The following is a 24,993-nucleotide window of genomic DNA, read 5'->3' on the forward strand; positions in this document are numbered from 1 at the left end:
TCTCGGTAGATGTGTTAAAAATCAACCTCCATTGATAAGAAGCGACATTTTCGTTTTCACTGTCACTATGCCAATGCGGCCGTGAACCGTGAAAATATATTATACAAATTCATGGTAAATATCCGCACCAACCAATCGCTTGTTCATCGCGTATCTTCTCCTCGACTATTCGTATCAAATGATTCTTTTCTCATCATTCGTTTCTTTTGTTTAGTCCAATATACCATAGCAAGAAATAGCCCTGTTAGCACAAAGCCGAGTCCTCCCAATAAACCAAGCATTCGATTACTGACGGCTTCTAATATGATTCCAGCTGTGAACATGGATATTCCGATGAAGGTGTTTGACACGGTTACCAGCCATCCAAATACGAAGCCTTGCTGGCCAACAGGTGTTTCTTGCATAACGATGGAATCCATACATGTATTGCAAATACCAGATGCAAAAGAGATGAAAATATAAAGCAGACAAGCGATCCATGCTAAGTAGACGTGGCTTAAAACCATAAGACCTATCCCTTCTATTATAAGTGCCGCCAGCCCAATGAATAAAAGATGCTGAGTGATTCGCTGGGAAATCATAAAGCTTAACATTAATCCCACTCCAAGAGCCCCGTAAAACAGACCGACTCCTATATCACCAAGATGAAACTCTTGAATGGCATAGATGCTAATGAGAACATTATCAATGCCATTAAACAGCGGCACAATCAGTTCAAACAAGCAGACAATATACAAAGCGGCAGAAGCTATTACTAACTTTTTGATTGTTTGGATCGAGTGAAAGATGCCTGTTCTTTTTTCTTTATCTGACTCTCTCTTTCGATGGACGAATGGAATGGAAGCGATCATAAAAGCCGCAAGCAAAAATGAAAGCCCGTTCAGCCAAAATGTCAAATCCGTTCCAAAATAAAAAGCCACGATTCCCCCGAACAATGATCCTCCGATTAAAACAATGCCAAGCATAACTTGCTCTAAACTGTTAATTTTGATGATATGATCTTTTTTGACAAGCAACGGAATCCACGATTTTCGCGCAGGAGCGTAAATGGATTCTCCTGCGGCTAGCATAAACGTACTCATGTAAATCAGCCAAATATCATCTGCGCTATTGGCAAATGCCAATGAAATCGCAAAAATGATTCTAGATAGATCGGTTATAATTAGGATGTTTTTTCGTGAAAACTGATCGGCCAGCTTTCCTCCTAAAGGACCGAATAATAAAAAAGGAAAAACACGAATGGCTAAAACAGCACCAACAGCCCATCCGGAACCCGTTAATTCTAAAAGCTTCGATAACAGCGCCACTTGACTAAAGCGATCGCCGATTCCATTCACAATTCCCGCTCCAAATAGCCGCAGATAATGCTTTTCTTGTTGCAAAAGATAAGCTATGCTTCCCATCCAATTCCCCTCTCTAATTTGATATATATCTAATTAGATGAGCAAAAAATAATAAATGATGGATATCGTCGTTGTTTGCTCATCATTTTTTTACTAATTGATTTTTCCATCATCTGATGAAAATGCGGAAGCGTTATTATCTTTCTCTTTAATTCGATATACATCTAATTAGATATTAATCTAATTTATTGGTTCAAGCAAGCCTTACCAATAAAAATTTTCCTCTTTAATATGTATAGATGCGATATCAAGCTTACTAATTGATTGGCTTTGCATGGCAAAGGAAAAGGAGGAGGCTTACTTCTCCTCCGTTATTGCCGTGTCATTTTTAATTCTTGAATGAGTTGGGCGGTTTGCTGATACAGACTTAATGGATATCGGTACCATTTTAACTCTGACGGAACACTAATTTGTAGGGAAAGCGCAGATAAGTCAAGCAAGTCAGGCATCCGCCCGGAAGCTCCTGAATAATTTTGCTTCTCCATTGCTTGATGGAGCTGATTTCCCATGTATTCCCCCAGCATTTTTAATTGCATGGTCCATTGCTCTCGTTCATCTGCTGACATCGTTCCCATTTTGGTCCAGTCGTGGAACGGAGGAAGAATGTTGGAAATATACAGATAGCCTGTTGTCAATAGCGAAAGGATGTGCTTATATTGCTTTAATGACTGCTGTTTATTTTTTGAGAAAATGTTTAATTTAAGGCTTTTCTCTGCTTTTTGTAAATCCTTCTGCACTTGATGCAGCTCCTGCAGCAGGTCGGCTACATCTTTTTTTAACGCTTGTCCCTCAAGAGGATCACAGTGACCATGAACCCAATCAGCACTTCTCTTAAATAGCTGGATAAGATGAAAACCAAATTGATTTAAGGTTTGTCCGGCTTCTTTCACATAGCTCGGTGGAAAAAGCAACATGTGAATGAAAATGGCGGTAAATGCTCCGACGATGGTATCTCTCACCCGATCCGAGGGATAACTGGCTGTTTGATGAGCAAAGACAAACACTAACAAAATGGTCAAGGCCACTTGATGAATGATGGTTTTATGTACTCTTAGTATGACGGGAAGCAGCATCCCTCCAAGCAACAAGCAGCCAATCGTCCATCCACTTACCGCCAAACGACTGACAATAAAGACCGTCACAGCCACGCCAAAAACAGTGCCAATCATTCTGTAAAAAGCATAGGCAGCTGAATGCCAAACGGTTTCCTGCATAGAAAGAATGACGGTTAACGGTGCTAAGTAAGGATGTTTGGATCCCAGCAGCTTCGCTACCTCCCATGATACGCCAGCTGCCAATGCAATTTTGACGATAAGCATGATTCCTTTTATTAGATCGCGCTGTTGTCTGCTTTTGTTGTTTTTCATAACAATCCCCTTATCCCAACTGGCTTCCTTGCTTTCGATTTGTATCGTTATTATGAACGGGAACGAATAAATTATGACAACCAAACGATTTTAGATCCCCTAAACCGTAAAAAAGGATTGAAGGCTGCTTTCCTTCAATCCCAATAAGAAGTTTATTGTTTAGAAAAGGGCATCCATTGCGTACTGTCCAGGTCCAATTAAGGCAACTCCTATCGCAACAGCGAGCAGAACAAAATTGTATTCAAAACCATTTTGTGTAACCCAAAACCCATTCGCTTGATGGACTTTCACAATGGCCACAAGCATCGTAAGCGCGAGAAGCAATCCTGCGATCCAAGTGAATAAGCCGGCAGCAAATAAAGCTCCGCCAATAAACTCGGCTAATCCAGCCAACAAGGCCATCGTCACCCCCGGTTTCATGCCTATGGACTCAAACCAACTTCCTGTTCCCTTGATCCCATAACCGCCAAACCATCCAAATAATTTTTGTGCGCCATGTCCCATAAATGTTAAACCAACCACCAATCGAATAATCAATAAACCTACATCCATCATTTTTCTGTCCCTCCCTAAGATGTTTTATAAATAGTTAACAAATTCAGATACCGGTTTACGGTATCCTCTTGGCCTTCTGCTTTGAATTTTTTCTTTCCTTACTGTAATCATCAGCACAGGCTCATATGGATCTAAAATATTTAACGTTTGCTTCAGTTCGTTAGGATCAAAGCCGATCATTGGGCAAGTGTCCCATCCTTTGCTCTTAGCAGCGAGCATAAACAGCATGGCTGATAACGACGCGTTTCGAATCGCTTCATCCCGCTGAAAGACTTCGCTCCTGTTTTCATAAAAAGAAACGGTATCCCCTACCATTTGCTCGAATTCATGCTTATTTAAAATTCCCAGTGCTAAAAGCCCTTCATAAATGTGAGCTGCTTCTCGATAAGCCTTTTTGTCTCCTAAGACTACAATGACGGCAGACGCTGTCGACACTTTGTGTTGTCCGTAAGCAGCTTTTTTTACTTTTTCTTTTAAGCCAGGATGAAGAACCACCAAATAGCGAGTATGCTGTAAATTAAAAGCTGATGGCGCGAGCTTTACTAACTCGAAGATCTCATTTAGCTCTTTTTCGCTAATGGGATGATTTTCAAGAAAATTATGAGCAGAACGACGTTCTTTGACTAATTGTGTGAAAGATTCCATTTCGATTCCTCCAGTTTTTATACTTAATTCAAATATTGTTAATTCGAGATACTTTCTCACTTGCCCTTCACCTCACAAAACGGCTGGCTTATAGGAGGATCTGCCGGTACTGTGCTAAGATCTTTTTTCTTTCTATAAATTATGTGTGACAGGCAAGTCCTAAAACCAAATCCATATTGAATGCTCTTAAAGATTTTTGAAATATCTCGAATTAATTTATTTTTAATTCAAGATAAATATACTACGCTTTTTTTCATTTTGTCAATTTTTTTATATCGTGATGAAACTTAACACTTTAGTTTTTACATCTTTAATTGTTCATCGACAGATGATTCATTCTATCTTCCTTCACATACATGAACAGTCGGCGCTTATTTTTTCGGATTAACCGTATAAAAAAGGGAAATGGAGACACATTAACAACAGAGATGATTTTTCTTGAAAGGAGATGATCTAATCATGCTGAAATATGCAAAGCTAATCATGACCTTGGCACTTGCCATTCCACTTTTGTTTGGATGTGCTGCTAATAATTATGACAATGAAGCAAGAAATAACGATAACCGCGTGCAAAATGTCCGGTATAATCCGCCTGACCGCAACCGTCCGACGAATCAAGAAACAAGAATGGAAGTCGCCCAAATAGCAGCTGACCGCGTTGCGGACTTGAAAGAAGTAAGCGATGCAAATGTGATTGTCGCTAATCGCACAGCGTATGTCGCGGTTATACTCAGCAATCATCTAAAAGGCAAAATGACAAAGGATGTTGAGCGAAAAATTGCGAATACAGTGAAACAGACAGATCCAAAAATCGATAATGTGTTTGTTTCAACAAATCCTGATTTTGTCGAACGCATGGCTGATTATTCACAAAAATTGCAGCAAGGGAGACCGGTCTCCGGACTTTTCGAGGAATTTAGCGAAATGGTCAGACGCGTCTTTCCAACAGCGCGCTAATCAAACGAGCAGTCAAGATTAAATGGAAAAAGTAGCACAAGAATAATCGATCATAGTAAGAAAGCTCAATCAGCCTGAGTCTTATTTGGCTGATTGAGCTTTTTCCTTGTTTAACTTTAGTCCGTTTTTTCTTTTTCTAATCGATCTTCGAATGATGCTTTTATGCAAAATGGTTCGTATGCTTAACATCTCTCCTGGCAGACTGAAACAAGGGCGAATTTTAGGTTTTACATAAACATAAAAAAGGAAAACCAGCCTCATTATACCGTGATTCAGGTTACGATACATCCTTCATTACAAAAAATAGAAACCATTTTCTTCTGTCTGATAGTCATTTTCAACATAAAAACTTAATTCCCTTTCTCCTCTAAGATGCAAAACGGTGTTCTTTCCGTTATACTTAATCAAGTAATCTGTTGATGGATGGAAAGGAGAATAGCATTGAAATCTCTCGTTCTTGCTGAAAAGCCGAGCGTCGCCCGTGAAATTGCCCGTGTGCTTGGCTGCAAACAGCCTCATAAGCACTACTTTGAAGGAAGCAAATATATTGTCACATGGGCGCTTGGCCATTTAATTGAATTAAAAATGCCGGAGCATTACGATCCGAAATATAAAACATGGAGACTCGAGGATTTGCCGATTATTCCACAGAAAATGGGATTAACTATTATTAAACAAACAAGTCCGCAATTTAGGGCGATTGCCCATTTGGCTAAACGCCCAGATATTAAGGATTGCATCATTGCTACAGATGCAGGACGCGAAGGCGAACTTGTCGCCAGATGGATTTTGCAAAAAATCCAGTGGCAAAAGCCGCTCTGGCGCTTATGGATTTCTTCGCAAACAGACAAAGCGATTAGAGATGGATTCAAACAGCTAAAACCAGGAGCACAATTTGACTCTTTATATCAATCGGCTGTTTGTCGCGCAGAAGCGGATTGGTTGATCGGTTTAAATGTCACAAGAGCGTTAACGACAAAGTATAATGAACCTCTGTCGGCCGGACGCGTTCAAACCCCGACGCTCGCCATGATTATAGAGCGTGAAAAAGAAATTCAACACTTTGTCCCTAAGCCGTATTGGACCATTCATGCCCGCATCGGCCCGTTTTCAGCGGTTTGGGAGAAGAATGGCGAAAAGCGAATTTTTTCAAAAGAAGCGGCCCATCAGCTATATCAAAAGCTGCAAATACACCAAGCATCCGTTATTTCTATAGAACGAAAGAAAAAAACAGAACCACAGCCGCTTCCCTATGATTTAACTGAGCTGCAGCGCGAGGCCAACAAACGGTTTGGATTTTCCGCAAAGAAAACATTAAATATCTTGCAGCGGCTCTATGAGCATCATAAGCTTGTCACCTATCCGCGTACAGACTCCCGCTATTTAACACCAGATATGGAAGCAACGATGCTTGAGCGGCTGAAAGCGATGGCAGGAAGCTATAAGGAAGAAGTTGGTCCGCTTCTGGCCAAAAAAAGCAAGGTCATCGCCAGACGGGTGTTTAATCAAGAAAAAGTAACGGACCATCATGCTATTATTCCAACGGAAGAGCCGCTCCATCTGATGAAGCTCTCTGACGAAGAGCGAAAACTATATGATTTAATTGCTCGCCGTTTTTTGGCGCTATTTTATCCTGCTTATGAATATGAAACGATTCATGTTGTTTTTGATGCCGGAGGCGAGCAGCTAGTGGCTCGCGAAACAGCAATCGTGGATATCGGTTTTCGCAAAGTGCTAGGAAAAAGCGACAATGAGCCATCCCGGCCACATTTGCCGATCATAAGAAAAGGACAAGTGTTGACATTGAATGAGCTAGAACTTAAAGAAGCACTTACAGAGCCGCCCCTTCGTTATTCAGAAGCTGATATTTTATCACACATGGAAAAATACGGCCTTGGTACACCTGCCACAAGAGCCGATATTATTGAGCGCCTTCTCGAAACGGAGGCAGTGGAACGAAAAAATAGCCGCTTATATCCGACAAAAAAAGGAAAACAGCTAATCGAACTCGTTAATCAAGAGCTGAGATCACCTGAACTAACAGCTCGCTGGGAACGGGAGCTGGAAGCCATCGCTCGCGGAAAAGGAAATGCGAAAGCCTTTTTGCAAAACATCCGCCGGCAAACAGAACAGCTTGTCTCTGAGATTAAACAAAGCAAGCAAACCTACCGAGCGCACAATTTGACCGGCTCAATGTGCCCAGAGTGTGGCTCGTTTTTAAAGGAACGGACAACGAAAGAAGGCAAAGTGCTCATCTGTGCTAACACGGAGTGCCGCTATCGCAAGCATAAAAAGGAAGCGAAGCTGTCGAAACGGCGCTGCCCGCAATGTCAAAAACGAATGGAAATCCATGAAGGAAAAGCGGGCGTTTATTTTCAATGCCGCCGTTGCAACATGGTCGAAAAAGCCGAGGAAAAGAAAAGCACAGCGATTAACCGCCAAGACCGGGCGTTGTTGAAAAAGTATAGCGCGGAAAACGACGCATTTGGCACAAGTTTAGGAGAATTGCTTAAACAAGCATTAGACAAAAAGGAAAGCTAACATAAGACTAGAAACGGGCGCCTCTTTTCTTTTTACGAAAGAGGCGCCCGTTTTTTAGACACTCTCTCCTCACGATCTTTTTTCTTTGTGAAACTGCTTGATGACCATCCGCTCCCACCACTTCCACGGAAGTCGGTTTTTTAGCGCTATCGTTAGTTTCACCCCTCTGCCAACCGGATATCGTAAATCTGGGGCTGGGGACTTTGCTACCTCGACAATCTTTCGAATGACTTCGTCTGGAGGAGGTGCCGTCTCTGCAACGCGATTAACGTATTTTAAAACGGCGTTCATCTCCTTGGCATAAGCGGAATGAGGAGAGATCGTTACTCTTCCTAGCGATTTTGACCAAATATCCGTTTTGTAAGAGCCAGGTTCGATTAACACGACATAAACTCCGTATGGCAACATTTCCAAACGAAGCGACTCGCTAAACCCTTCTACGGCAAATTTTGATGCTACATAAGGGCCCATCGAAGGGAACCCGATTCGTCCGCTAATGCTGCTGATATTGACGATCTTGCCATTTCGACGCTCTCTCATCGATGGCAACACCGCCTTTGTGACAGCGACTAGTCCAAAAAAGTTCGTTTGGAATTGCTGCTGCCATTCCTCGATATCAAGCTCTTCTGTAAAGCCACCTGCGGCAAAGCCTGCGTTGTTTACTAATACATCAATCTGCCCATAACGGTTGATTACGTCTTGAATGACCATTTCCACAGCGAAAAAGTCGGTGACATCCAATGAAATAACCTCTAACCGATCGATGACCCCAGCTTCTTGAGCGGCCGTTTCTAGTCCTCCTTTATTCTGAACGTTTCGCATCGAAGCCACTACCTGATAACCTTCACGAGCAAGCGCCAGGCTTGTCCGTAATCCAAAGCCGCTTGATGCCCCCGTCACAAACGCAACGGGAGATTTATGTAAATTTTGATTCATACAATCATCCCCTCCTGACGTTTTGTTTCTTCTTCCGTCATATTCCTGATTAATGTGTTAAACGTGCCTATATTCAATTGGATAAGGATAGCGATCATTCCTGCTTTCCTCACTTTTGTTATGGTTGCAGAAATAAACCTCCTTCCCTGAGGGGGCAGACTTCTCGGCGGATCATGTTAAAAACCCCCATCATGAACGGATGGAGGCTACTTTCTTTTCGGTCCTGTTTTCTCTTGCCATTACGACTAACATGGCGCCGCTTAGTACAATCAGCCCACCAATGATTTGCATCATGGACATTGTTTCATGCAAAAATACCATAGATAGGAGAAACGTAATGACTGGCTCAATCATGCTTAGAATCGATGCTTTGGTTGGCCCGATCATATTCATTCCGGCAAAAAATGTAAGCATAGCGAGAATGCTAGAGAAGAAAGAGGTTCCGATGACGGGAAGCCAGCCGATATGATCAAAACGGAAATGAAGCGTTTGCGTCAATGTGCCCCATATAAAAAAGGACATCGCCGCAAATAACGCAATATAGGCGCTAGTCGTAATCGGCTGTACTTGTGCCGTCACTTTGCTACCCGTAATAATATAGATCGAATAAATCACCGCTGCTCCGATCGCCAGTCCTACACCGGCTGGTTGAATCCCTCCCGCCGGAGCCCCTAACACCATTATCATCCCTATTAAAGAAATACCTATCGCGGTGATGATTCGCATGGTTAGTTTCTCTTTATTGATGAAAAATGAAAGAATAGCGACAAAGATCGGATTTAAGTAAAGCAATAAAGCCGCTAGTGAGGACGGGATGTATTTCACTGCATTAAAATAAAAAGTAGATTGCATAGTATAACAAATGCCGCCTAGCAAAAACAGATAAAAAAGATGGGACCATGACACTTTCCAATGCTTTTCTTTGATAAGTAAATACATAAAAAAGAAAAGTGCAGCAAACGCAAAACGCAAAAACAGCAAAGTTGTGACTGTTACACCGCTATCGTACGCATATAATGCAAAGATGGGAATGAAGGCAAATCCCGTTGCTGATAAAAATACGAGCACATATCCTTTCCACATATTGCTTGCACCTCAAATCATTAAAATCTAAAACGAAATGCTGCGATCCTTTAAAACCTCTTCCCCATCTTTACTTTTTTGGGGTGAATGGGTTATCGCAAAATCATATAGCATCCTAGATACAATTATAATCACTTTGAAATCTTAAACAATAGGAGAAATAATCAGACGTTATTTTCAGTATATAATAGAGAATTGTTCAAGACTATCTATAAAATTGGGGGCATCGTGTTACAGAAAAAGGTCGTTCTTGGTGAAAATCACTGCCACCATGAACAACCTTTCGAAGCAAATGAAAAAGGGGGAAGATAGCTGATCAACGGCTACTTCAAGGGATATGCGTTCAATGCTTGTTTTCTTACTTTCGCTTTTTCAGCAAACGTTTGGTCAAGGTCGTAGCCATAAATAGCATTCTCCCAGTCGCCGTACATCGGATTCGGGAGAACAATAAACTTGCGGCCGAATTCTTCACGGAAGCGATCCACGTTAGCATTGCGCTCTTCTAATGGCTTTTGGTCAAACTCTTTTGTAAAATCGCTTAAATTATCGCCAAACAATGCTACAATTTCGTGGGTTTGTTGGATTTTTTGCCGGCGAGGTTCTTTGCTATTTTCTTTGGCGCGAAACAGCATATGATCCGCTGTTGCTTGTGGAAATCCTTTTTCCTTCAAGTTTTTAATCGTTGCCTTTCCCTCGTTTTCATCGCGGTTGGATACGTAGAAAATATCGATTCCTTTTGAATCAACGTATGTAAGGAATTCAACAGCACCTGGAAGAGCTTCTGCTTGTGCTTGCATCACCCATTTATGCCAGTCGGTAAAGTTCGGCACTCCTTTTTGAATAATATAAGCTTCATAGGGGCTATTATTTAAAATGGTTTCATCAATGTCGAGCACGATGGCCAGTTTCTTCCTTGAATGACTATTGCGCTTTTGTTTAAGAGCGTCGTCAACCACCATTTTCCCCAAGTTGTATGCTTGATAATAAAGTGCTTGCATCTCTCCTGATTTCTGATACCAAAGGGTAGCCATCAGCATATGTTCGTTGTTGGATGTGGATGGCACCGTTTTTTCTACTGACTGCGGCGCTATGGCCGTCTCGGCGCTCACTGCAAAGACGGAAAAAGAAAAAATGCTTGCAGCAATCAGACCGCTTAATGTGTTGCTCCATTTGTTCATGCTGTTTACCTCCTAAGCTGCCTTGTGTTTTGAAGCATGTCCTCTTGTATTTTTTACACTTTTTTTGCTGATCATGCATCTTTCTTTTTCAACCGCATCGCACCATCAGCTTTTATTATAGCTGGAATGAAGTGTCTCTGCTTTGTGGTGAATAGAAACCCATGGCCGCTTATTTTCCCAACGAACGCTGATGTCTAGCTGAAAGGCTTCAGATAAATGTTGATCGATCAGCACTTCCTCTTTTTTTCCCGAAGCAATGATTTTCCCTTCCTTTAATACTAAAACATGTGTCATTTCTTCAATAATCTCCTCGATATAGTGAGTGACATAGAGAATATGGCAGCGTTGACTAGCGATAATCTCTTTAATAGACCATAGCAATTCCTCCCGCGTTAAAATGTCTAATCCAACAGAAGGCTCGTCTAATATGAGCAGCTTAGGCTGGGCCATCAAGGCTCTGGCAATCAGCGTCTTCCGCTTTTCTCCCTGCGATAATGTATCATACGCTTTTCCTTGCAGGTGGTTCATTCGAAACATATGCATCAGCTGTTCTGCCTGCTTCCTATCTTCATCCGTCGTTTTTTCATATAAACCAATGCTGGCGAATTTGCCGCTGATAATAATATCCTCTACTGATTCAGAGGCAAGCGTTGATTGAAAAGCGTCTAAAGCGCTGCTCACAAAACCGATTTGCTTTCGAAGATTCGGCAAATTCGTTTTGCCAAATACATTTCCTAAAACCGTTACCTCTCCTTTTGTTGGATATTGATAGCCTGTCACAATATTCAATAAAGAGGTTTTTCCTGAACCGTTCAAACCTAAAATAACCCAATGCTCTTTCTCATTAACTTCCCAGTTCAGCTCTTTCAAAATGACCCGATTTCCTTTAATCAGTGATACATTGTTCATCTGGATAATTGCTTCCATTCTATTGTACACCTCTATTCTAAAATCTTTCCACACCGCAAAACATGCCAACATCGCGACATTTACAAGCCCATCGCTCTAAACATGTATCGGGTTCATAGGGAACGGCGCTGTAAGTTGTATGAATGTTCTTTGGATAACAGCAGTCCGAACAACTCAATTAAAAAGTTCTGAATATTACATTTTATTATAATTCCCTTTCTATTTTTTGTAAATGATCGTTTGGAAAATGAACAGAGCAGCATCCGATAAGGAAAGAGATAGATGTTTTTCGAAGGTTCAAGGTAGGTTATAGACTTCTCTTCATCATGTAACCATCGAAAAATAGGAAGAAATCAAAATGTTTATAGAAATGTGGTCCGATGATTTGACCACAGTTAAAAAATAAAAGCATCCTAATCATTCATGATGAAGATTAAGATGCTTTTTTTCCATTACGAAAAGATACGACTTTAGGAATGTCGATGATCCATTTAATACATTTAATAAATGAAACTGTGATTAGGGTCGAATTATAACCCTTCCTGGATGTAAACCTTGTGTCTATATAGCGATTAATGGATCGTTGGACGAAAAGCTGATTGTAATTTTTCTTGAGCCATTAAGACAAGACGTTTTGTAATTTCTCCTCCGACAGAGCCATTTGCTCGAGAGCTTGTATCAGGACCAAGCTCGACACCAAACTCACGAGCGATTTCATATTTCATTTGTTCAATCGCAGCCGCGGCATGAGGAATTAAAATCTCATTTGATTGGCTGCTTCTTCCGTGTTGTTGTGACATTGGCAATATCATCATCTCCTTTAATAGTTTGTTATTAATATTTATTAAAAAAAGTGTTTTATTCATCATTAATTCAGGTAATTTATGGAATGATGAAAATTGCGAATCAAACATTCAAAAAAAGCAGCACGCATACCGCATAAAGAAATTAGGTTCGTTCTTCTATTCGAGGTTTGGCCGGATCGCAATGCGGACTTTCTAAGTCAGCGGATTCAGCCAGTTTCATTAAATAATAACACTCTTCGCGAAACATATGATCCGCCATAAGCGCGGTGAACGTGCCAAGAGCTTGGGCGCTAAGTTCAAGCTCCTCTAATTCTTGAAGAAATTGCTGGAACAGTTTAATCTCTAATGCGGCATCCGAATTCATCTTTTTTAATGCAGGAAAGCTAGATAAATTCGTACGCAAATATCCGGTAAGTTCAACCGCTTTTAAATAAAAAGCTTCAAAGTTCTTTTGATATTTTTTGCTTTTTTTCTTTAATGACTTTTCGACGTCATCTAAATTAGAAGATATGATACCGGCATGCCCCGCAGCGTCTAACAGCCAAATTAAATGATGGTGAAGCTCATGAGAAACAGGCGGCACTTGGTTAGCTTTAAAATAACTCAATAGTCGCAAATATTCCTCCAGCTCATTCACCATATGATTAAGAAAGGTTGGTGAAAGATGTATTTTGATTTGTCCCAATAAATGCTTTCTGATCAGATGCAGCTTAAATTCGCGCAGTCGCAGCGCTTCCGCTTCTGCCGCTAAAGTTAATTGAGACCAATTTTCCGAATCCGTTTTGCCAAGAAGACGGTCAAATGCTTGGATAAACTGGTAGGCAGTCGCAATATCCTCTTTTTCTACTGGAGCCAAAGCCTCATAAATAAATCGGGCATGATCACCTAAAACCTGAAGCCAAAATCGATGTTCAAATCTCGCTTTCTCTTCCAGCGTACTGCTCATGAATGCCCTCTCCTTCTAAAAAAATCGAAACCACTTCAATATGTATTCCCAAATGGCATGGCCTATGCCCCAATCCGTTCATAAAGGAGAGATTCTAATTTTTTCTTTATTTCAGCTCTTTCACCATAAATACTTGCTGGACGATAGTCTGAAACCCAATTTCCTTTAAAATGGAATAGGTTTGTTTAGATTGATTGACAGGCAGATTGGGAATGATCGTAACGACCGAATCGTCAGCGAAGGCGAGCACTTGATCAATCATAAAACGAACGAGATCTCCTGCATCGTTTCTCTCAGGATGAGCCTCACATTGAAATAAGATCGTTTTTTCATGTTTTCCATGTCCATGAAAACTTCTGCGATAATAAGCATATCCGATGGGAAGTCCTTGTTCGTCTTTTACGATGATCGCCTCTCCATCTTTTGCACTTTGCCACTGTGTTTGCCAAGGGTTTAATCCTTTATAAAAGGACAAATCACTCACTTGTTGCGGAATAGTCTTTTCCACTAGATAAGGATAGGAAGCTGACTTTGCATGTAGATAAGCTCCCTTCCATTCCAAATGCTCCAGCTCATCGACCATTTGATATCCCATTTGTTCATAAAGAGAAATTGCTCTTTGATTGGCACGGATCGCCTCTAATGTGGCTAGCTGGACACCTTCTTCTTGATAGATAGAAAGGGCAGCTTCCATCATCGCTTTTCCAATGCCTTTTTTTCTAAATGCAGACGCCACCCCCGTTCCGCCATTCCAAGCAATTTTCATCCCATTGAACAGACGAATGCCATTTTTGATGATGCCAATTGGCTTCTCATCCTGAAAAGCAACGATTGATAGCGTTGGAGATAATCCTTCAAGTACGAGCCTCTCTAAAAATCGTTCAACGGTCATCGTAGCATCAAAATAGTATCCTTCAAAACCCGTATTCCAAGCCGTGACTGCTTCCTCTAACGTGCATTGTGATAATCGTTTAATATGTAGCATACATCTGTCTCCTCTCTGCTTTCTTCTCAATTATTCAATGTTTTGTGGCTTCTGTCACTCTGTTCAGCGAAGAAGAAAGGGCAATTGCTGCTGTCTGAGACCGTGTTGGGTTTTGCCTCTTCTTTTATGATATGAACCACCATGGAACCGAGATGAGCATTTTTTGCTTATGGATACAGATTGAACGAATAATGTCCGGAAAAAAGCATGGATGGAAAATTTTTAAAAATCACCCTTTTTTCACCTATCCGCCTTCCATCCATAAGCTCTTTCCGTTCTATTCATTAAAAGCAATGAATAACATGATCATTTTTAATCAAATTTTTCTTCATTCTATATGTATTTTTACACATGAACGTAACTCCACAAATAGTATACGCTATTTAGACAGGAAAAAGTTTTTCAATCAATCTATAAAAAACCCGCTCTGTCTAGAGACGGGTTTCAAAAGTGCGCTCTTGTTCGATTTTATGAATCAGCTCATCGAGCCATTCGATGACTTGAGCAGAGGCTTTCTCCAATCGGCGTAAACTTGCTTCTGCTTGTTCGAGGCGTCCTTGGGCATAAAATTCTGCTGCCTCCTTTGCCGCGATATGAACACGCTGATGAGGCTCATCCAGCTGATCGAAGGCCGGGACTCCCTTTAATTGGGCTTGTATTTCGGGATCAAAATACCATTTTCCAAGACGACAGTGGCGATGAGAGGCCACATCTTCGGCACGAATATGCTCAAAGCCGATCATCATATTATAAATTCGCCATTTCCAAAGAAGGTGATCTGTTTTGGCCAAATAAAGAAGTGCTTTTGAAGAAAGATGAACACCACTATCTTGAACGAGCTGCAAGCGAAATTGGTCAATGGCTTTACTTAACTGATGCACCGTTTTTCCTGTTGTTTGGCCAATTTCACGCACAGATTCTGTTAGCGAAGCAATCGAGGACATGCGTTGAGCAATTTCATCGACAGCTGCCGATTGCTCCTCAGCAACAGCTGCATTCGTACTGGTGTGATCTTGAATGTCATTCATTGCCTGCGTGATTTCATTTAACAATGGCATCGCTTCCTGAGCTTGTGTAACAGCTTGGCGAATAACAGAAGAGGTGGAATGAATAGCTGAAGAGACTTCAGCCGAAATATTTCGCAGCTCTCCTACGTTTTTATGTACTTCGCTAAGCGACTGAACGGTGTGATCCGCTAGTTTACGGATCTCTTCAGCTACAACGGCAAACCCTCTGCCATGTTCTCCAGCACGCGCCGCCTCAATGGAGGCATTCAGCGCTAAAAGGTTGGTTTGGTCCGCGATGCCGTTGACAAGCTGCATCACTTTTTCAATAGCACTCAAATGCTGCTGTAAATGCTCAAAGCGCTCTACCATGTTGTTAAACATTTCATCTGTTTCAATGATTTCGTTAAATGCAGAAGTCATCATGTGCTGGCCCTTTTCCGCTCGTTCAACCGATGAGGTAGTTTTTTCAGCAATCGCCATTGCTGCATTAGCCACTTCGGAAACGGATGTGTTTATTTCTTCGGTTGCAGCTGTTACCATTTGGACATCTGCATTTTGTTCATCAAGAGAGCGCAGTAAATCTTTAATAAACATAATTTCTGCGTTTTTCTCCATTAATTGGGCCGTGCCGTCGGCAATTTGCTCAAGCATCGCTTCCGTATAGGCTTCAACCAGCACTTCCAATTCGATATTAAAAGCACGCTGTAGCGACCTCGTTAGTGTTAAATGTCGTTTAGGGGACAAAAACCCTTTTGACAGTAGAAGGGTACCCATATAAAAGTTAAATTGATTAAAAGCGACAATCAATTTGCCAATATTCACTTTTTCTCTGCGCAGCAAATGGAAAAAGGACAGAATTTCATTGACATATGCGCGATTGCGCTCCATCGTAAAAAATGCATGGACGTACTGCGTAATGCGAGCTTGAGTAATGGATTGCGCTGCTTTTGCATGAATTTGTTGGAGCATTTCATAAAAAAACTGCACAAGTTCATCCTGATGAGAAGCGAGTAGTTGATAAACGTCCTGCAATTGACGGAAATCTTCCTTAGTAAAATGATTAAATGATAGTGTGTCAGCAAAACGACCTTCAAAAGAATAGTCTGTTCCTTGTTCAAGGAGTTCTTGCACATTTGGTTGTAGCCATTTTAACAGCATATAATCCCCCCTTCACCTTTTGTCACAATATATAAGGTAGTTCTATTATACTGCAAGTTTAGTCCTTTTTTCTTATTTTTATCATTCGTTTTAAAAAATATGTAAATAAGATCCCAGTCACAACAGTGACAGAGCGCTAAGCAACAAGCCGCCTATCGACAAATCCACTTGTCGATAGGCGGTGTTATTCGTCCGACCGCCAAAATCGGGAATCATCTGCCCATTTGATGACAAATCGTGGCGCATCAAGTTGGATGTCGCTTTTTCTATCCGAATCTATATATTCATTGCGCGTAAGATCCAACTAGCGTCAAGAGCTGAAATTAGATTTCTTCAAGATTCCCATCCAAATTACCTTTGCTCACTGTTGACACTGTTTCTTTGCAATTGAACTACCCATTCAATACATTGTTGATACCATAATAATGCTTCTGACAAAGAAAGGCCCAATTCTTCCGCCAATTGTTTCGCTTTCATCAAATCATTGAGCTCAATGGCCAACACAAATTGATATAAACCAAAAAACAAGTGTTTTTCTTTGAATAGTCCATCTTTAATCGCCTCATCTACGTTTAATTCATCTAAAATATCGGCTAAAGGACGTTCAAGCAAAATGTGCAAGGAAGAACAAATCCCCATAAAAAACAAGCTGTCTTTTTCCTCATGCATATTTAAACGAACCGCAACTTGTTCCAACATTTTTGCCCGAATTAAAGAGTTGACAATCACCTCATTTTCAAATGGATTGCTGGCTTCTTGGAACGTTAATATCGTTAGCCAGCTGCGTAAATAGCTGGCACCAAGCAAAATAGCTGCATGACGAATGGATTTAATTTTAGGAGAGGAGTATAAGAAAAATGAGTTCACCACTTTTAGCAAACGATACGCAAGCGCTGGATCATTTTCAATTGTTTTGACAATTTTATCAAAATTGAACTCCGCTTGGTTCATTTGTTTTAGCAACGTTAAACGGGAAGTATTCGTTATTTTTGGTAAAGATTTTTCTTTTAAAACGACTGGTTTATTGAAGAAATATCCTTGAAAATAGGAAAATCCATGATGAGTCGCCAATTGTAATTGATCGTGCGTTTCAATTTTTTCTGCAATAAACTGAATGTTGTATTGCTTGATGATGTTTTGAATATAACGAGCTTGTTCGATATTTAAATCAAAAAAATCAATCTTAATGAAATCGATGTAAGGAAAAAGAGGACGATAATCTGCTTGAAAAACAAAATCATCCAAAGCGATGATATATCCTTTTTCTTTAAGATTTTTACATATATGAAGCAACTTCTCGGAATATGGAATAGTTTCAAGAATTTCAACGACAATCAATTTATTTGGAAAATAGAGAGGAATGTTTTTTTCTAGCAGTTTTTCCGTAAAGTTAATAAAGCAGCGCGCGCCATTTGTCAATTTTTCAATTCCAATATTCATAAAACTATTAATAAGGACGTCTATTGTGGCATGGTCTCCATCAATGGAGTCATAAAAATTTTGCTCGCCGCTTCGATATAACAATTCGTAACCAAACAATTCGTATTTTTTGTTGAGAATAGGCTGCCGTCCCACATAAATGTCCATCACTGATCCCCCATTAACATCATAATGATATAACAATATAAAGTTCGCCATGAGACATATTTGATCTCTACAGATCAAATATGTCGATAATCTAAGAAAAATCTATTGACATTTCTTGATTTCCCCGCTTTTCTGCCACAGTAGGCAAAGCTGGTTGCTCTTAGCATACGCTTTTTTTTTAAGTAAAATAATTAGATCGTCAATAGTGGTATTTACAGATAGATGAATGAAGCTCATTTTATATGATGATGATTTTACAACAGCCAAGTGCCAGAATTGAGGCATGATCTTACTTACATGTGGACAAATGTTGAGGCATTCATCTAGTTGTGCACTATGCTTAACTAGCACCACAGGTTCATAATATAGTCCTATTTTACCATATATCTGTACAAAACACATAAATTTTTACAAAAAATAACCATAGATTGCAGGCAGATGATATCTTTCTATAAAAACTTAAAAAGATTGCTTCATCACGGGGAACTGAGGCTCACTGCTTCCGGCTCAATCGAATGCTTTTCATTGTATGATGGGGGTGTTGATGATCCAATAACACCCCATTGACATGGCTTGATTCCTCACCTTTCTGCCGTAGTCGGCAAACCATTCACTTCGTTTAGACGTGGGAGACTTCTCGATGGATGGTTAAATGATGTAGTGATCGCTACGCCTCCTAGAGAATTAAAAACCCCCTCTCTTTTTATTAGAGATGGGGGCGGGCTGTTCATTGCCGTTGGATTTGTATCTACAAGTGTCTTATACGGGAACGGTATTGCTGAATGTATGATTGATTATATTCAAATCCACCTTCCACATTTCCGCTCACAAAAACCGGTGGGATGATGCCTAAATGAAGCAGCTCTTCGATAACTTCTGCAATGAGCATATTTAAGATAAACGCTCCCACCACAGTAGAACTTGGGGCTATGTGGACCTCTGTCAATAGATTGGACAGCCAGAATCGAGAAAATTACGCAATTTGACCGTACATTCGTTCGTATTGAAAAGGTGTAAGATACCCGATAGCGGAATGTACGCGTTTCCGGTTGTAGAAAAACTCGATGTATTCAAAAATCCGACTTTGGGCTTCCTTGCGGGTTCTGAACTTCTCCAGATAGACGAGTTCCTTTTTGAGCACGCTGTGGAACGATTCGATGCAGGCATTGTCATAGCAGTTGCCCTTGCGGCTCATGCTGCATTTCATCCCGTATTTCAAGAGCCGTTTTTGGTACTCATGAGATGCGTATTGGCTGCCGCGATCGGAATGATGCAGGACTTCGCCTTTCGGCCGTTGACGGTTGTAAGCCTGATCCAGAGCTTGCAGGACCAATTCCTTGGTCATTCGCTCATCGGCGTGCCAGCCTACGATTTTGCGCGTGTACAAGTCCATCACGCTCGCGACATAGAGCCATCCCTCGTCTGTCGGAACGTAAGTGATGTCCGCCATCCAGACTTGATTGGGAGCTTGTGCCCTGAACTGCTGGTTCAGCACATTGTCATGCACTGGCAGATTGTGGTTCGAGTTCGTCGTCGTCTTGTATGTCTTGACGGTGCGCGACTTAAGCCCCAGTTCCTTCATGATGCGGGCGACCGTTTTTTCGGATACCCGAACACCTTGCTGGCGCAAGACTTGAGCGATCTTCGGGCTGCCGTACAGGCGACGCGAGTCCACAAAGATACGGCTAATCTGTTGTTCTAGTTCTCGGCGACGTTTCTTTTGCTCGCTTTCCTGGCGCCTGGTCCATTGATAATAACCACTCCGGGATACGTTCAAAACCTTGCACATCTCCGATACCGGATACTTGGAGCGGTGTTTGTGGATAAACGCAAAGATCAGTTCCGGTCTTTTGCGAAGATGTGCATCGCCTTTTTTAAAATTTCGTTCTCCATCTCGAGTTGGCGGATTCGTTTCTGCATTTCGAGAAGGGTTTTTTCCTCGATTTTCAGGTTGCCGCTGCCGCGAAACGCATGGACCGGATCCTGTTTGAATTCGTTGATCCAGCGGTACAGAGTATTGTCGGATACGCCCAATTCTCGGGCGACCTGCGCCACCGGCTTCCCCTGTTCCTGAATCATTTTTACGGTTTGGATTTTGAACTCTTTGTCATATTTCTGACTCATCTTCGGACACCTCGATTTTGCTAGATTTATTGTCGCATTCTCGATTCTCGGTGTCCACTATTTAGTCTAGCATCAATGTTGACTTTTAACTGTGGAATCGCAATCAGCGCATCGCCATAGGGGACATGGGTGTCAATCATAATATGCGCCAATTCATACAGTTTTTGGCCTGAAGAATGGCGGGAAGGTACTTGCGAATAAGCAGACGATGTAATGGCGATGACCTTTAGTCCTTTTTTTACTGCTTCCATCGCCATTTCTATTGGTACAGCATTCACTCCAGAATGGGAAACGATAATCATCACTTCATTAGGCTGGGGCTGATAACGTTCCAGGATCATCGAAGCATAGCCTTCCGTTTTTTCAAGCATCGAGCTTTTAACAGCCCCTTCATGAAGCATGAGACTTGTTTCGAATATGGGATTAACCGGAACAAGCCCTCCAGCACGATAAAAAATCTCCTCTGCCAGCATGTGAGAATGGCCGCAACCAAAAATATGCACAAGTCCTCCTTCTTTAATGGAATGAGCAATAAGCCGCGCTGCTTTCTCCACCTCTTTCCATTGAGTTTCTTCTACAAGCTGAAGCTGTTCTTTGATGCGTTGTGCATATCTTTTGCCAAGCATATTCCCATCTCCCATCTTTACGGTACTTTCCGAACATAACGGACCATTCTTTTGCAGCAATGGTCCGTTCGCTTTCTCTATCCCTGCTTTTTCATTTCATTCGCAATAAACTCTACATCGGTGCCAATGACGACTTGAAGATCGGTTTGATTGAGGCGGATGACCCCTTTAGCCCCAAGTTGTTTTAACTGGTTATCTTGTACCTTTGACATATCCTTTACTTTTAGACGCAAGCGCGTCACACAATGATCAATCGTTGTTAAATTCTCTTTTCCGCCAAGCGCTTCCATATATTTCTCTGCTAATGCCTCATATTTGGTGGCTGCGGAGGTGGTTGGTTCATCATGGAATGCTAAATTTTCTTCATCGTCGTCTTCACGTCCTGGTGTTTTTAAATCAAGCTTTTTGATAAGAAAATAGAAGACGATAAAATAAACTCCGCCATAGATCATTCCTTGTAATAGCAATAAGAGCGGTTTTTGCGCAATTCCCCAGTTTAAGAAAAAGTCGATCGCGCCAGCTGAAAAACCAAAACCGTGATGGATGCCAAGCATCGTTGCAATCGCGAGCGAAAGGCCTGTCAACACAGCGTGAACAACATAAAGCAGCGGAGATAAAAACATAAATAAAAATTCAATAGGTTCCGTCACACCTGTTAAAAAGGAAGTAAACGCAACTCCAAGCAACGCGCCTGCTACCATTTTGCGGCGTTCTTTTTTGGCGGTAGCGATCATAGCCAGCGCTGCCGCCGGAAGACCAAACATCATCACCGGGAAAAACCCGGCCATAAAAATTCCTGCACTTGGATCCCCCGCAAAAAAGCGATTAAGATCGCCCGTTTTTCCAGCAAATTCTCCAAACACAAACCATACTAAACTATTTAAGACGTGATGTAAACCAACCGGGATTAATAGACGGTTTAAAAAGCCGAAAATACCGACTCCAACCGCACCGAGACCAACAATCCATTCGCCGACCGCATTAATGCCGTCTTGGATCGGCGGCCAAACATAGCCAGCAACAAGCGCTGCGATTAGCATTGTCAGCGAAGTGATAATCGGCACAAACCGTTTGCCGCCGAAAAAACCAAGCCAATCCGGTAATTTGATATTATGATAGCGATTATACAGCAAACCGGCTGCAATCCCGGAAATAAACCCGCCTAACACAGACATATCAATATCCTTGTTAATGGAAACGGCTCCTTTGGTTAAGATGAAATATCCGATCGCCCCAGCTAAAGCAGCAGCACCGTTGTTATCTTTTGCTAGTCCTACTGCAATCCCGATCGCAAATAGCAAAGGCAAATTGGCGAACACAGCATTTCCTGTCTCGGCGACAAAAGGAATATCGAGTAAGTCGGGCTGACCTAAACGAAGCAGCAAGGCCGCTGCCGGCAAAACAGCGATCGGCAGCATTAACGCTTTGCCAAGCCTTTGTAAAAAACCTAACATAAGCATCCTCTCTCCTTTTCCCATCTATCATTTCATAACGTACACTTCACGAAATCGATTATCGTTCCATTTCAATCATAAATTTATAGCGGTCGGCTCGATACACCGACTTCACGACCTCAAGCGGCTGACCGTTTTCTAAATAGCTGTTGCGCTGGATCAGTAGCACGGGGGCCCCTTCTTTAATTTGCAAAAGATCGGCCTCAACTTTTCGAGCCACAGATGCTTCTAATATTTGTGTAGCGGATCGAATCGTCAGTAACTGTTTCTGTTCAATAAATTCATAAAAGGAACCGCTTACAATTTCTTCTGTTAAATGAGGAACGAGCGAACATGGAACATAGGCGATCTCCAAGGCGATCGGCAGCTGATCAGCAAGGCGAAGGCGTCTGATTTCGTAGACTTCTTCTCCTTCCGAAACATGAAGCTGTCCTGCTAATGAAGAGCTCGCCGGAATGGTACTAAAGCTTAATACCTTTGTGCCCGGTTCCATTCCTCTTGCCCGCATATCCTCTGAAAAGCTGGTAAGTCCTTTTAGCGGCTGCTCAATTTTTTTCGTCGCCACAAACGTTCCTTTGCCGCGTTGTCTCACTAAATAGCCATCATTCACTAGATTGTTGATTGCCTGCCGAACTGTCATTCGGCTAATGTCATATCGTTCTGACCATTCCCGTTCAGAGGGAATCATTTCTCCTGGTTGCAGTTGTCCTTTTTCAATCATTTCTTTAATTCCCTGTTCAAGCTGATAGTAAATCGGAAGCGGCGAATGCTTATTAATCATTGTGCATACACCTTTCTCTGTTCTTCACTAACTAAAGCGAGCGCTTTTTGATCAGCCATGATGGTGACATTGTCATGTGTTTTCAAAATGGAGGCCGGGATCGCTGGTGTTACTTCTGTTTCTAATAACTGAGATAAGATCGTGGCTTTTTCCTCTCCTGATGCTAATAAAAGAATTTGCTTGCTCTTCATAATGGTCGCTATTCCCATTGTAATCGCATGGGTTGGCACTTCTTCTATGGAAGAGAAAAAGCGCGCATTGGCTTTTCGGGTTGATTCAGCTAGCCTCACTACATGAGTAGTAGAATCAAATGAAGTGCCGGGTTCATTAAAGCCGATATGACCGTTTTGGCCAATCCCCACGATTTGTAAATCTATTCCTCCTACTGCTTGGATCATCTCCTCATAACGCTGGCATTCTGCTTCGACATCCTCCGCAAGCCCATTCGGAATATGCGTCTGCGATGGCGGGATGTCAATGAAATGGAAAAAATGATGATTCATATAATACCGGTAACTGTTAGGATGATCGCCATCCAGTCCGATATATTCATCTAAATTCACCGTATGAACATGGCGATAGGTTGTTTGGTGATTTCGATAATCTTCCACAAGCGCCGCATAAGTTCCAAGCATCGTTCCTCCAGTGGCTAGTCCGAGCACTGAATGCGGATTGATTCGCACTTGATGGATGATCCACTCCGCTGCTTTTTGGCTCATCTCTTTGTAGTCGCGTACTTCAATGATTTTCACTGCGCAACACCTCCTGTTTGGCATAGGCTAGCCTTCCCCGGCAAAAAGTCAGGATAACCTCCCGTTCTTGATTCAGCACGACTATATCAGCATCTTTACCGGGGAGAATGCTTCCTTTTCGATCAAGAATGCCTAATTGTCTAGCAGGGTTCCAGCTCGCCATGCGGATCGCTTCTTCAAGCGAACACCGGGTAAATTCCATTATATTTTTCACAGCATCCTTTAATTTGAGTATGCTTCCTGCAAGCGTCCCGTCTTTTAATGTAGCTTGTTTTCCCCGAACGGTGACTTGCTGACCTCCCAGATCATACTGCCCTTCACCGAGACATTTGGCGCGCATTGCATCGGTAATCGCAATCAATCCCTCGCTTCCTTTGTTGCGATAAGCAAAGCGAACCATTTCAGGTGCTACATGAATGCCGTCTGCGATAATTTCACATAATACTTCCTCATGCATCAACACCGCGCCGACCACCCCAGGTTCCCGATGATGCAGTCCGCGCATACCGTTAAATAAATGCGTAGCCTGTGTCACCCCGGCTTGAATGGCTTCTTTCACTTCAGCATAAACCGCATCAGAATGGCCAATGGAGGCAATCACTCCTGTCTCCTTTAAATATGCAGTAAGAGACAGCCCGTTTTCTTCCTCTGGCGCCAATGTGACAAGACGGATATGTCCATTGGCTTCCTTCTGCCATTTTTTGAAGAGTTCAATATCCGGCTTGATGATATTGCGGGGATGCTGGGCACCCGCCCGCTTTGGCGAAAGAAAAGGCCCCTCTAAGTGAATTCCGAGCACCTCTGCTTCTCCGGGCCGATTGTCATGTGCCATATAGTTCGCTACATTTTTCACCGCTTTTTCAATCTCGCTGGAAGCTGCGGTCATCGTGGTTGCTAGAAAGCTAGTGGTTCCCTCCTTTGGCAATACGGAGGCCATTGTTTGTAAAGCTTTTACTGTGGCATCCATCACATCAGCACCAGCAGCACCATGAATATGAAGATCGATAAAACCAGGAAGCACACAATCATGAATGCTTAATTCAATTTCCTTAGCATTGGATGGCGGAGGGGTTGGGCCGACGTAGGCTATTTTGCCATTTTCAATTAATAAATATCCTCGTTGAATCTGTTCGTTTTCCGCATAGATCGTCGCATTTTTTAGTAAAAACTGATCCATTCTCGCACCCCTTCTT

22 protein-coding genes are annotated in these 24,993 nt (G+C 41.9%); 2 read left to right on the forward strand and 20 right to left on the reverse strand.

What is annotated here, in order from left to right:
- Nucleotides 1-143: 143 nt before the first annotated feature.
- From GRQ40_RS09260 to GRQ40_RS09275, 4 genes are all read right to left on the reverse strand, one after another.
- Nucleotides 144-1,403: an MFS transporter gene (locus tag GRQ40_RS09260; protein ID WP_159719821.1), complete on the reverse strand. Its 1,260-nt coding sequence runs from the start codon at nucleotides 1,401-1,403 to the stop codon at nucleotides 144-146.
- A 311-nt stretch (nucleotides 1,404-1,714) separates the two neighbouring features.
- A complete protein-coding gene (locus GRQ40_RS09265; RefSeq protein WP_159719822.1) occupies nucleotides 1,715-2,770 on the reverse strand; it encodes an FUSC family protein in 1,056 nt (351 codons plus the stop codon).
- Between the two features lie 159 nt (nucleotides 2,771-2,929).
- Nucleotides 2,930-3,325, reverse strand: coding sequence for a DoxX family protein (locus GRQ40_RS09270; RefSeq protein ID WP_159719823.1), 396 nt, complete (start codon nucleotides 3,323-3,325; stop codon nucleotides 2,930-2,932).
- Nucleotides 3,326-3,349: 24 nt separating this feature from the next.
- Nucleotides 3,350-3,970 (reverse strand): nitroreductase family protein, encoded by a 621-nt coding sequence (locus GRQ40_RS09275; RefSeq protein ID WP_159719824.1) that lies wholly within the window; start codon nucleotides 3,968-3,970, stop codon nucleotides 3,350-3,352.
- A gap of 459 nt (nucleotides 3,971-4,429) precedes the next feature.
- On the opposite strand from GRQ40_RS09275, the gene GRQ40_RS09280 reads away from it, so the two are divergent.
- Together GRQ40_RS09280 and GRQ40_RS09285 are read left to right on the forward strand one after the other, a co-directional pair.
- Nucleotides 4,430-4,927 carry a YhcN/YlaJ family sporulation lipoprotein gene (locus tag GRQ40_RS09280; protein ID WP_159719825.1) on the forward strand — a complete coding sequence of 166 codons (498 nt, stop codon included), beginning with the start codon at nucleotides 4,430-4,432 and terminating at the stop codon, nucleotides 4,925-4,927.
- Between the two features lie 441 nt (nucleotides 4,928-5,368).
- The gene (locus GRQ40_RS09285) at nucleotides 5,369-7,468 is read left to right on the forward strand and encodes a DNA topoisomerase III (protein WP_159719826.1); all 2,100 of its coding nucleotides are present in this window, start codon (nucleotides 5,369-5,371) and stop codon (nucleotides 7,466-7,468) included.
- 69 nt (nucleotides 7,469-7,537) lie between these two features.
- Here the strand turns inward: GRQ40_RS09285 and GRQ40_RS09290 are convergent, their stop codons facing one another.
- From GRQ40_RS09290 to nagA, 16 genes are all read right to left on the reverse strand, one after another.
- Nucleotides 7,538-8,404: an oxidoreductase gene (locus tag GRQ40_RS09290; RefSeq protein WP_159719827.1), complete on the reverse strand. Its 867-nt coding sequence runs from the start codon at nucleotides 8,402-8,404 to the stop codon at nucleotides 7,538-7,540.
- Nucleotides 8,405-8,593: 189 nt separating this feature from the next.
- Entirely contained in the window at nucleotides 8,594-9,487 is an 894-nt protein-coding gene (locus GRQ40_RS09295; protein ID WP_159719828.1) for a DMT family transporter, read from the reverse strand.
- A gap of 323 nt (nucleotides 9,488-9,810) precedes the next feature.
- Nucleotides 9,811-10,665, reverse strand: a complete 855-nt coding sequence (locus GRQ40_RS09300; RefSeq protein ID WP_159719829.1) for a 5'-nucleotidase, lipoprotein e(P4) family — start codon at nucleotides 10,663-10,665, stop codon at nucleotides 9,811-9,813.
- A 105-nt stretch (nucleotides 10,666-10,770) separates the two neighbouring features.
- Nucleotides 10,771-11,592 (reverse strand): ABC transporter ATP-binding protein, encoded by an 822-nt coding sequence (locus GRQ40_RS09305; RefSeq protein ID WP_159719830.1) that lies wholly within the window; start codon nucleotides 11,590-11,592, stop codon nucleotides 10,771-10,773.
- Nucleotides 11,593-12,146: 554 nt separating this feature from the next.
- Entirely contained in the window at nucleotides 12,147-12,374 is a 228-nt protein-coding gene (locus tag GRQ40_RS09310) for an alpha/beta-type small acid-soluble spore protein (protein ID WP_044742520.1), read from the reverse strand.
- A 148-nt stretch (nucleotides 12,375-12,522) separates the two neighbouring features.
- Entirely contained in the window at nucleotides 12,523-13,326 is an 804-nt protein-coding gene (locus GRQ40_RS09315) for a DUF2935 domain-containing protein (RefSeq protein WP_066149832.1), read from the reverse strand.
- Between the two features lie 106 nt (nucleotides 13,327-13,432).
- The gene (locus GRQ40_RS09320) at nucleotides 13,433-14,311 is read right to left on the reverse strand and encodes a GNAT family N-acetyltransferase (protein WP_080861223.1); all 879 of its coding nucleotides are present in this window, start codon (nucleotides 14,309-14,311) and stop codon (nucleotides 13,433-13,435) included.
- Nucleotides 14,312-14,742: 431 nt separating this feature from the next.
- Nucleotides 14,743-16,476, reverse strand: a complete 1,734-nt coding sequence (locus GRQ40_RS09325) for a methyl-accepting chemotaxis protein (RefSeq protein WP_159719831.1) — start codon at nucleotides 16,474-16,476, stop codon at nucleotides 14,743-14,745.
- 351 nt (nucleotides 16,477-16,827) lie between these two features.
- A complete protein-coding gene (locus GRQ40_RS09330; protein WP_159719832.1) occupies nucleotides 16,828-18,063 on the reverse strand; it encodes an EAL and HDOD domain-containing protein in 1,236 nt (411 codons plus the stop codon).
- Nucleotides 18,064-18,811: 748 nt separating this feature from the next.
- On the reverse strand, nucleotides 18,812-18,952 hold the full coding sequence (locus GRQ40_RS09335; protein WP_159719833.1) for a hypothetical protein: 141 nt from the start codon (nucleotides 18,950-18,952) through the stop codon (nucleotides 18,812-18,814).
- An 84-nt stretch (nucleotides 18,953-19,036) separates the two neighbouring features.
- Nucleotides 19,037-20,187 (reverse strand): IS3 family transposase gene (locus GRQ40_RS09340; protein ID WP_201295951.1). Its coding sequence is split into 2 segments (ribosomal slippage): nucleotides 19,037-19,932 and nucleotides 19,932-20,187, totalling 1,152 coding nucleotides; the frame shifts between segments, so codons are not numbered across the junction.
- Between the two features lie 26 nt (nucleotides 20,188-20,213).
- Nucleotides 20,214-20,813, reverse strand: a complete 600-nt coding sequence (locus GRQ40_RS09345; RefSeq protein WP_159719834.1) for an SIS domain-containing protein — start codon at nucleotides 20,811-20,813, stop codon at nucleotides 20,214-20,216.
- Nucleotides 20,814-20,890: 77 nt separating this feature from the next.
- Complete coding sequence (gene nagE, locus GRQ40_RS09350; RefSeq protein ID WP_159719835.1) at nucleotides 20,891-22,267, reverse strand: N-acetylglucosamine-specific PTS transporter subunit IIBC; 1,377 nt, start codon at nucleotides 22,265-22,267, stop codon at nucleotides 20,891-20,893.
- A 58-nt stretch (nucleotides 22,268-22,325) separates the two neighbouring features.
- Nucleotides 22,326-23,048 carry a GntR family transcriptional regulator gene (locus GRQ40_RS09355; RefSeq protein WP_044742512.1) on the reverse strand — a complete coding sequence of 241 codons (723 nt, stop codon included), beginning with the start codon at nucleotides 23,046-23,048 and terminating at the stop codon, nucleotides 22,326-22,328.
- A complete protein-coding gene (nagB, locus tag GRQ40_RS09360) occupies nucleotides 23,045-23,800 on the reverse strand; it encodes a glucosamine-6-phosphate deaminase (protein WP_159719836.1) in 756 nt (251 codons plus the stop codon). The genes GRQ40_RS09355 and nagB overlap by 4 nt, the downstream gene beginning before the upstream one ends.
- On the reverse strand, nucleotides 23,787-24,977 hold the full coding sequence (gene nagA, locus GRQ40_RS09365; RefSeq protein ID WP_159719837.1) for an N-acetylglucosamine-6-phosphate deacetylase: 1,191 nt from the start codon (nucleotides 24,975-24,977) through the stop codon (nucleotides 23,787-23,789). Before nagA ends, nagB begins: the two co-directional genes overlap by 14 nt.
- Between the last annotated feature and the right edge of the window lie 16 nt (nucleotides 24,978-24,993).

Origin of the sequence: Anoxybacillus sp. PDR2, from assembly GCF_009834045.1 — a bacterium.
Lineage (GTDB): Bacteria > Bacillota > Bacilli > Bacillales > Anoxybacillaceae > Anoxybacteroides > Anoxybacteroides rupiense.